This window comes from Sphingomonas yabuuchiae, assembly GCF_001477495.1.
In the GTDB taxonomy this organism is placed as follows: Bacteria; Pseudomonadota; Alphaproteobacteria; order Sphingomonadales; family Sphingomonadaceae; genus Sphingomonas; species Sphingomonas yabuuchiae_A.
Window position 1 is genome coordinate 1 of record NZ_LDTF01000168.1, and the last position, 869, is coordinate 869.

1 protein-coding gene is annotated in these 869 nt (G+C 74.9%); it reads left to right on the top strand.

Annotated elements, in window-relative coordinates; all coding sequences use genetic code 11:
- Window positions 1–869, top strand: an 869-nt coding sequence (locus NS355_RS17895; protein WP_209445136.1) for a DNA translocase FtsK 4TM domain-containing protein, incomplete at both ends; no start/stop codon positions are given.

Below are 869 nucleotides of genomic sequence, written 5' to 3' on the forward strand. Positions count from 1 at the left end.
TCGCTCGGCATCGCCCTACGATGGCCTCATCGACACGCTCCGCGCGTTCCTGACGCGGCGGGCGACGGAGGTCACCGGCCTCGCCCTGCTCGTCGGGGCGGCGTGCTTCACCGTCGCCCTGGCGACGTGGTCGATCGACGACCCGAGCCTCAACCACGCCACTTCGCGCGCCGCCCGCAACCTGCTCGGCTTCGGCGGCGCGGTGGTGTCGGATCTAGGCATGCAGCTCCTGGGGCTCGGGGCGCTCGCCTTCGCGCTGCCACCGGCGGTGTGGGGCATGCGGTTGCTGCGCACCCACCGGCTCGCCCGGATGCAGCTGCGGATCGTGCTCTGGATCATCGGCTTCGGGGCGGCGAGCGGCATGGCGAGCGCCCTGCCGCCGACCGCCCGCTGGCCGCTGCCGACCGGCCTCGGCGGGGTCGCCGGCGATGCGCTGCTGGGTGCCGCCAAGGCGATCGCCGGGCCGGCTGGAGCCTTCGCGGGCTTCCTCTACGCGGCGGTCGCGGTGATCAGCCTGACCGGCTCCTGCGGCTTCGGCCTGATCGAGGACGAGGACGGGGACGACGAGGCCGAATCCTTCGCCCCGGTGGTGAGCCGCTACGACGAGCGCCAGCCCCGCCGCGGCACCGCGACGCCGCACGACGACGAGTCGCCCGGCCTCGGCCTCGCCTCCCTGGGCGCGCTGGCGCATCTCGCGATGAGTGCCAAGTCGGCCGTGGTCCAGCGGGTCGATGCGATCCGCGACGGCTCCTGGCGCCAGACCGGCCACGATCCCTATGCCGGCAACTCGCCGGCGCTCGCCGCCCGGCGTGCCTTCGCCGAGCCCGGCGAGGCCGAGGCCTGGGACGAGCCCGAGCCCACGAGACAGG